Raw genomic sequence first — 9051 nt, 5'->3', positions numbered from 1 at the left:
GTCTGTGCAGTCAATCTCAAATCTCAAATCTCAAATCTAAAATCGACTTGACCGTAGAGGTCGTAGACATCTGCACCAGTAATTTTCACAGATACGATCGATCCCAGTCGCGCTTCTCCTGTCACATAGACGAGTCCATCTACTTCTGGGGAAAACCGAGCGGATCTACCAATCAACTCACCTGTCTCTGGTTGTTCTTGTTCTATCAGGACATCAACTACCTGACCGACAGACTCTTGATTCTTCTTCAATGATATAGGTTGTTGTGCCGCCATTACCAAATTGCGCCGCATTTCCATTATTTCTGCAGGTATTTGCTGGGGCAAGCTGAAGGCTGGGGTTCCTTCTTCTGGCGAAAATACAAAAACTCCTACGTGATCGAATTCGTGGCGCTTGACAAATTCCAGCAAGTGTGCTGCGTGTTCGTCGGTTTCGCCGGGGAAGCCGACAATAAAAGTTGTCCGCATCACGGCGCCGGGAAGTGCTGCTTTGAGCCGATCGACTATAGCATCATTGATCCCGGCTTGAAAAGGCCGATTCATCGCCCGCAGAATTTCCGGGTGCGAGTGTTGCAGGGGTAAATCCAAATACGGCAAAACGTTGGGCGTTTCGCGGATTGCTGCGACAACTTGCGGAGTCAAACCTGTAGGATAGGCGTAGTGCATCCGAATCCAAGGTACATCTACTTCACCCAAAGCGCGCAGTAGTTCGGCGAGTTTCGGTTCGCCATAAATATCTTTGCCGTAGTTGGTGGTAATTTGAGAAATTAAGATAATTTCTTTTACCCCTTCGGAGGCTAATTGCTTAGCTTCCGCGACGATAGACTCGATCGTCCGCGATCTTTGATTTCCGCGCAAGTGCGGGATAATGCAAAATGCACAGCGGTAGTCGCAGCCTTCTGCTATACGCAGATAAGCCACACCTTCCGATGTCGTGCGGTAGCGGGGAGTAGTTTCGTCAGCGATGTAAGTAGGTTCACTAGAGACGAGGGAAACTCGATCGCCCTTTTCCACCTGCTGCATAACATTGACGATTTTATGATAGTCGCCAGTGCCGACAATTGCGACTGCTTCCGGCAATTCGTCCAGCAATTCCTGCTGAAAATGCTGTGCCATGCAGCCGGTGATGACTACTTTTTTATTAGCTTCTGCCAATTCTACCAAGGTGCGGACCGACTCTTCTCGCGCAGCTTGGATAAAACTACAAGTATTGACTACAACATAATCGGCTAATTCTTCATTAGAATCGACTTGATAGCCCGCTTGAGCCAGCAAGCCAATCATGTGTTCGGTATCGATGCGATTTTTTTCGCAGCCGAGGTGAGTAAATGCGATCGTTGGCTTCGTTGCCATGCAGTAATAGTTAGTGTTGCGCTATTTTTAAGAACGTTTTATGATATCACACAATTTAAAAAATTGCAATGTTTATGTGGAAGCTCTGGACTGTTGTGGTGTCCGCAGTTGTTGTGTGATATTTGTGCGATCGTGGGCGAGATGAGAATTTTTAGGCTTTGTGCGATCGTACTTTCCCGCTTTTTCGCTGCCAGATTTTGACCCAATTGTCAGGTTTTGGTGTCGTCGGAAGGCTTCGACAATCTTACGCCCTTTGCATAATTTCGACTTGCTAGTTCGGCAAGCCAGCAAGAAAAATCTTCTCTGCTGTTAAGCTCAATTCTGGAAAAGCCAGCGACTCAACAGTCTCGCTTCCCCTAAACTGTTTTACCTGATACTCCCCATCTACTAGCTGGTAAATCGAGAGAGTGGGTTGTTTGGGATTGCCGATAAACTTGCGACCGCCTAAACCAAGATAGTCTACAATCCAGTATTCGGGAATGCCCATTTCTTCATAGTCGGAAGCTTTGAAAAAATAATCATCCCGCCAGTTCGTACTGACCACCTCTACAGCTAGTCGCACCGAAGACCCCATCGTGATGACTGATTCTTTTTTCCAGCGCGGTTCGCTTGCAAGTGCGGTTCGGTCTAGGACAATTACATCTGGCTGGTAGCCAGATTCGTTACGCGCAAGCTTGAGCAAGCAATCACCAGGGATAGAGTAAGGCAATTGCAGTCGCCTGATTTCAAAATTGATTTCACCGGAAATGAAACCTGTAACGTCGGAATGGTCGCCAGTTCCTAAAGGCATTTCAACAATTACTCCATTGTGTAGTTCGTACTTGTGGACAGAGTTCTCTGGATACCAAGCAACGAACTCATCAAACGTGATTGTTTTGGATATGGTTTGGATCATGTTGTGTTTTCCTCTGTCTGGTGATTAGTATGCGGAAAGCTCAAATATTACACAAGGATTAGAGGCAACGTTGCCTCTAATCCTTGACAAATTAAACTGTAGTTGATATAATTGGGATCGCCCGTCCTGACAAAACAGCACTTGGTACAAAACGCCGATTTGTCACAAAATTGGTGTCCTTTTGTACCCATTTGATATCCTTTTGATACCCGATCGCCCCCCACTCCTTCTAGCTCGGCTCGGTTAAGGGCAGACCGCCTCGAAAAATCAACTCGGCAGTCAACCTCAACTCTGGGAAAGCCAGCGATTCAACTCGGTCATCTCCCCGAAACTGGCTGATTTGATACTCGCCGTCAACCAACTGGCAAACCGAGAGCGTGGGTTGCTTGGGAGTGCCGATGAACTTGCGGCCGCCCAAACCAAGGTAGTCCACAATCCAGTATTCGGGGATGCCCATTTCTTCGTAGTCAGCGAATTTGAGATGGTAATCGTCCCGCCAGTTGGTACTGACGACCTCTACAGCCAGTCGCACCGAAGACCCCATCGTGATGATGGATTCCGTATCCCAGCGCGGTTCTCTCTGGCGCAGAGCTGCTTCGTCTAGGACAACTGCGTCTGGCAGGTAGCCCGCCTCGTTGCGGACGGGTTTGAGCAGGCAGTCGCCGGGGATGGAATAAGGTAAGGAGCGGCGGTCAATTTCGACTGATAGTTTTGAACGGATGAAACCTGTAACGCGGGAATGACGGCCGGTTCCTAAAGGCATTTCAACAATTACTCCATTGTGTAGTTCGTACTTATGGACAGAGTTCTCTGGATACCAAGCAACGAACTCATCAAACGTGATTGTTTTCGATATGGTTTGGATCATGTTGTGGTTTCCTCTGTCTGGTGATTAGTATGCGGAAAGCTAAAAGATGGCACAAGTCTTTTCGGTAAAATACTGAAAATTCTTGACATAGGAAGTGAAGTTTGCTATAAGATTGTGTCCACAATGTCAAAATACCGATCGCGCCGATCGACTGAATCTAAAACTATCCACAGAAGTTCTTGATACGATCATTATTTCACAAATTTTGTGATGTTTTAGCTACTCCGATCGCAAACTCAGCCTGAGTCATCTCTGCAAGGCATTTTGCAACATACTTTCAAAAAAAGTATCCAGAGAAGTTCCTGATGCTTTCGTCATTGCAGAAAGCACACTTTTCTGAGCAAAAGAACAGTACAGCCCCGCTTCCAAAAACCAAGGTTGTCCCTGCGGATCGATGCGAAAATCAAATAGACTATAATCGCGACAACCCAAAGCGATGTGGCATTTTCTGGCCATATCCCAAACTCTCTCGGTTGCCGGATCGCTGATGTCCACTATCCACGATTTGGTACTATCCTTAGCGACACAGCTCAAGTTGCCATCGTCATTTTGTTTGAGCTTATCAGCATAACTCCGAATCGGTTTGGTATCAGCATCTAGAGCATACTCTTCCAGCGGTAAACAGACTAATTCGCCTGCTTTGATGATAATTCCACAGCGAACTTCTCTACCCAATTCAATGAATTTTTCTACTAGCACTTCCTCGGAATGAGTCAATGCTGTCTCCAAAGCCGCATCATAGTCAGCAGCATTTTTAACTAAGGCAACTCCCAGAGAATTATCCGCATTCAGCGGCTTGAGCACCACCGGAAAGTCAATAGAAGGTCGATCGCCCGCGCGGACAACTTCTCCCAACGGTACACTTACCCCAGCGGCTGCTACTACTGCCTTAGTCTTGGCTTTGTCAGCAGTCAGCGCCATCAACTCTGCCGGATTACCCACATAAGGAATATGCAGCAGATCGAACAAGCTGCGGTATTGAGTCATGCCGGGGATGCAAAACATCTGCGGTACCATTACGTCAATCTTTAGCTGTGTCAGCACCTCTACAGCGCCCGCTAGAGACATGGGATTAGCGGCTGCGATCGCACCTTGATCGAGAGATGTAGGAAAACGCCATTGGCGATCGGGAGAAATATAGGCTATATGAAATTCATAGAGTGCTGAATTAGCCGTATTTTTTAGACAATCTTCTGCATAAAGCCGCGATAAATTACAGAAAAAATCGCTAACTGCCGATCCGACTAAATGCAAAACCCGTACTACTGACATCCTCAATCTCCCCCTATTTCCACAAGTTTGCCAATATTAAAATCAATCCGAATCCACTCTTTCGGCTTCTGTAAATTTCCCCATAACAACAAGGGAATTTGCCAATGATGCACCATCAAAAACGGCAGCGGATCGTCCCACTCGAAGATAGCATCTTTGCCTTGGGCGATAATTTGTAACCGCTCAGAAACGAGCTTCGGCGATCGCAAATGAGTCACCAATCGCCAAATTTCATGGTAAATCCAGTAAGTCGGGCGACTAGATGCCAAAGGCTGCACAGTCTGCGGTAAAGGGTCGGGTTCCAAATAAGCTTTTGCCACATCGGGATGGTTGTAAAACATCGTGATGGCTGAATGGGTGCGGGGGTTGCATTCGATCGCGTAAATCTCTCCATCATCCGCCGCCTGAATGAAATCAAAGGAAACTTGTCCTGTCAGATTGAGACTCTTGGCAAATTGACGAATCCAATTTTCGATATCCGGGCGATCGACATTCTGGTAATTCACCTGAAAAGCCGACGATTCACAGCAACAGTGCAACTGAAGATGACCATCACGAATTGTACTATGAGTGCAGAATTCTTGCCCCGGAATATACTCTTGCATAATCCAAGGTTTACTCTCGGAAATTGGTAATGAGTTGACAAAGGTGGCAGTTTCTGCTGGGGTTTCGCAGGGTAATTTAGTTAAGTTTAACCTGCGAACAGAATCGTAGGGAATACTTTTGATTATATATGGACGCTGTGCATCACTAAAATCAAAATCGATTACTTGCTGCGGATTAGTAATGCGATAAGACTTCGGAACTCGCAGCCCCAATGCTTCCGCTGCTTTTGCAAAATCATATTTATCATCCAATCGTTGCAGAGTTTCGACATCGACGTGCATTACCGTACAGTGCCCAGAAAGTACCCTTTTGACTTCGGCATCGTAGTAACTGGCGACTGGACTACAAACGGGAACGTAAACATTAACTTTCTCTTGTTGGACAATTTTTAAGAGTGCTTGGGGGTATTCATCTGTCTGGGGGTTTGGTACTGTGTAAAAGCGATCGACTGCCCAAGAGTAACGATGACCCGTCAGCCAGTATTTCTCGGTTTCTACCAAAATTACCCGATGACCGGCCTGATGGAACGATCGGGCTAGCTGCAATGCTTTGGTCATCTTGCCGCCACTGATTAAAATCGTTTGGGGAGTGGCTGTAGTCGATCGAGACTGAAACGGTTTGATGATGATGGATCTCAGTAGGGCGATCGCAGTTAAAGCAATATTCAGGGGCATTACTAATAGCAGCAAAATTAATGTGGCTATGGTTTTGAATGCAGTCTGGAAGCGCCTATTCCCAGTGTTTGTTTCCTGTTCAGATGGCATCGCTGCCACAGAAACTGTTTCGAGCATAATTTTCTAGTAAGTAAACACTCTAATTAAAGGTAATATCAAATCTGTTAGCATCAGAAATATTCACATCTCTCCGATCTTCATCTGCGTTAATCCGCGTTAATAAATTGTCATCTGCGGTTCATAAATTATCTTTTTTAAACCGCAGATGAGGGAAGATAAACACAGATTAACGCAGATGAATTAGATCGAATCCGGTTGCACTGATCTGATCCGGCTAAATCCGCATTAGGACTTTGACCGATCCCGCCTGATTAAGGGGATCTCCGGGGCAAGAGAACACGCTCTAAACGCGCCGAATTAAGGTCAATCCATCTCTCAGCGGCACTAACACTTGCTCTACGCGCGGATCGTCAACTAGAGCCTGGTTGAATTTGGCGATCGCAACTCCGTTATCAGTAGCAGTACCCGACAAATATGGCTGTCCCTGCATCAGAGTATTGTCTGCACATATCAAGCCATTGGGAGCCAACAGCCCGGTAGTTAGGAGTAAATCGAGATAGTCTATGTATCCAGCTTTATCAGCATCGATAAATACCAAATCGAACACTTCTCCATTAGCAGCCAATTGTTTCATGGTTTCTAGAGCCGGTGCCACCTTGACTGAGATTTTGTGGCCGGCAGTAGATTCGTGAAAACACTTCTGGGCAAATTCAGCGACGTAAGCATCTACTTCGCAGGCTACCACCACTCCATCCACTGGCAGGGCTTCGGCCATCGCTAGTGCTGAGTACCCGGTAAACATCCCGATTTCCAGTACGCGCTGTGCTTTGGTGAGATGGACGAGAAATTTCAGCATTTGGCCTTCCACATGGCCCGAAAGCATTTCCTGTTCCAAGTGGCGCACTGTCTCGCCGTCAGAGAATCGCTGACTCCAATCTTCTGATTGGGTGCGCTTTACTAACGTGGCTAAGGCGGGAGATTCCGGCGTGGTACAAAGGTTCAGGTACGGATCGAGACCATTTGCTAGTTCGTAGGCTTGTTGTAATTGGGCCTTGAAAGCTCGATCGAGATTATCGATTTTTTCTACTTGCGAGGCGAGACTTTCGAGTAAGGAGGCTAAAATCCCGACTGGGGTAACGGGTCTCATCTTTATACCCCGGCTGTGGAACGAGTTGCAACTTTCTGCAATACCACATACATATCCTCGCCATCGCCATGACGCGGGTAGCCCTGACAGATTTCTCGATGCACCGCTAGGGCTTCATCCAACTCAGTTCGAGTTAAATCGTTCATGAAAAAGCAGTCACCAATGGGGCATGGAGCTGCTGCACGCTGAAGGCCGTCGCGGGTACGACTGATCGATGTTGTGGCTTTCCAGAGCAGTTCTGATGTGAGATAAGGGCTGTCTATTGCTAGTCCGAGGCGGCTCATTAATCTTAAGATGCGATCGCGATCGGCGATCGAAATGTAGCCCCGCAGTTGGGCAATGGTGGCCGAAAAAGCCATATCGATGGCGACACTATGGCCGTGGAACATCGGAATTTCCGGTGTTAGTTCCAGCGTCGGACTCCAAGTGTGACCATAAGCTATCACTCGATCCAAATCTAGCTCGTGGAGGTTTGGTACTTCTAAGGCCAGCATTGACTGAATCGCGTTGTAGGTTAAGCGATGGGCCACTTCCCGCAGTTCAGATGTGCCGTCTAAATAACCAAAATGGCTGTGCAGCAATGCTTCGCCGTAGTTTTCTAACAACTCGAAGATTTCTTTGTTGCCTACTACGGCGATCTTAATTAACTCTGCCATGCCGTTTCGTATTTGGTCGATCGGCAGAGTTTTCAGAAAGGAGAAATCTAAGATTACTTTCTGCGAAGCGTGGTAAGCGCCGAGGCGGTTTTTCAGCTTACCGTGGTTCACAGCTACTTTGATTGCCACACTGGCATCAATCAGCCCAATTAAAGTTGTCGGTACGCGAATGTAGTTAGTCCGACGGCGATAGGATGAGCAGGCAAAACCAGCTACGTCTGTCGTCAATCCACCACCGACTACCAAAACAGGCTCCTTCCGCACGAGTCCGAAATCAACGAAGGCATCTATGATGCTTTCAAAAGTTTTTAAGGTCTTATCAGGTTCCTTGATATTAACTGGAAAGACTGTTAAATCTATCTCGTGATGCTTGAAATAATCCTGCATCTGTCCACCATAAAGACCATAGACTGTTTCATCTACAACCATTAAACAGCGACCGAATTGGCGGTAACTATCCGCAATCTCAGGATTCTCCAGCTTGAAAGCACCATCTACGTAGAGCAAGCTGAAATCTATTTTTTCGTACCCCTCAATTTGAAAAGCTCGATCGGTAGATGTAAACGTAGCTTGAATGTCACCCATAAGATTTTTGCACTTTCATGTTGATCAGTAACTGTAAGTATCTGGGCGAGCTTCAAAAGTATCAATCCTTTTGCTGGCAAACTTCCTAGACATTAACTTGACAATTTGTCATTTAATATGAACTTAACAATCTACCTAAAAATTTACTTTCAGAGTTGTTTGTTAAGACTAGGTTAAATACTGCTTATCGAGTATTTATACTTAAAGCATTTTGAGGATTGATTTGAGACCGCCTCAATGCTTACACAAAATTCAACATAACGAATTTCTCATCTTTATGCAACCAGATTCAGTAAAATTTGATATATTTTTTTTTTATATCATATTATCCAGAGACAAATCGCGAAAACCGGAAATTACAGCAGCCTCATCTATTGAAACGACTCGTTGCGATCGATCGTTGAAATCACTTTATCTTTTTTGAGCGGGTTCGCTGCGTATTTCCAGTTGATTAGACCTCTTGCAAAAGTCCTTTTCATAAATTTATTGGACGGGCGGGACGCCCATCCCACAAGAAAAAATAACTTTTGTGGGATGGGCCCCAGATCCCGTCCTAGTTATTTTTGCAAGAGGTCCATTATCAACCAAATTAAATATCCAATCAGCCGATTAATGCCTAGTTAATAAAGGGAATAATAAACCTGGATTTTAGATTACGAAATTTCCTGGGAACATATAGCAATCCTCGCATCATTTGTAAAAATATGTAGGGGTAGTGCTAAGAGTGCCTACCCCAGCCTGCATCGGGGCAACCACGGGGTTTGCCCCTACAAGAATTACACGAATCATTTAGGATTGCTATAAATCAAGCCCGATCGCCCGACAGCACTTTAACAGTAGCAGACGCAGGTAATGGAGCGTCAATCGATTTTAGATTTTAGATTTTAGATTTTAGATTTTAGATTTTAGATTTTAGATTTTAGATTTTAGATTTTA

The 9051-nt window shown here is 45.8% G+C and carries 7 protein-coding genes; all 7 read right to left on the bottom strand.

What is annotated here, in order from left to right:
* Positions 1-23: 23 nt before the first annotated feature.
* Entirely contained in the window at positions 24-1352 is a 1329-nt protein-coding gene (rimO, locus tag QT973_RS23610) for a 30S ribosomal protein S12 methylthiotransferase RimO (RefSeq protein WP_333210488.1), read from the bottom strand.
* A 271-nt stretch (positions 1353-1623) separates the two neighbouring features.
* Positions 1624-2247, bottom strand: coding sequence for a Uma2 family endonuclease (locus QT973_RS23605; protein WP_333261344.1), 624 nt, complete (start codon positions 2245-2247; stop codon positions 1624-1626).
* Between the two features lie 229 nt (positions 2248-2476).
* Positions 2477-3115: a Uma2 family endonuclease gene (locus tag QT973_RS23600; protein WP_333052709.1), complete on the bottom strand. Its 639-nt coding sequence runs from the start codon at positions 3113-3115 to the stop codon at positions 2477-2479.
* Between the two features lie 246 nt (positions 3116-3361).
* Positions 3362-4387 carry an ATP-binding protein gene (locus tag QT973_RS23595; RefSeq protein ID WP_333052707.1) on the bottom strand — a complete coding sequence of 342 codons (1026 nt, stop codon included), beginning with the start codon at positions 4385-4387 and terminating at the stop codon, positions 3362-3364.
* Between the two features lie 2 nt (positions 4388-4389).
* Positions 4390-5784 carry an ATP-grasp domain-containing protein gene (locus tag QT973_RS23590; protein WP_333052706.1) on the bottom strand — a complete coding sequence of 465 codons (1395 nt, stop codon included), beginning with the start codon at positions 5782-5784 and terminating at the stop codon, positions 4390-4392.
* Positions 5785-6070: 286 nt separating this feature from the next.
* Positions 6071-6874, bottom strand: coding sequence for a class I SAM-dependent methyltransferase (locus QT973_RS23585; protein WP_333210486.1), 804 nt, complete (start codon positions 6872-6874; stop codon positions 6071-6073).
* A gap of 2 nt (positions 6875-6876) precedes the next feature.
* Complete coding sequence (locus tag QT973_RS23580) at positions 6877-8115, bottom strand: sedoheptulose 7-phosphate cyclase (RefSeq protein WP_333052703.1); 1239 nt, start codon at positions 8113-8115, stop codon at positions 6877-6879.
* Positions 8116-9051: the final 936 nt, after the last annotated feature.

Source organism: Microcoleus sp. Z1_A1 (assembly GCF_036700305.1).
Classification (GTDB): Bacteria; Cyanobacteriota; Cyanobacteriia; order Cyanobacteriales; family Microcoleaceae; genus Microcoleus.
The sequence above is the reverse complement of the archived record's forward strand: the minus strand, read 5'-3'. Positions and strand labels throughout refer to the sequence as shown.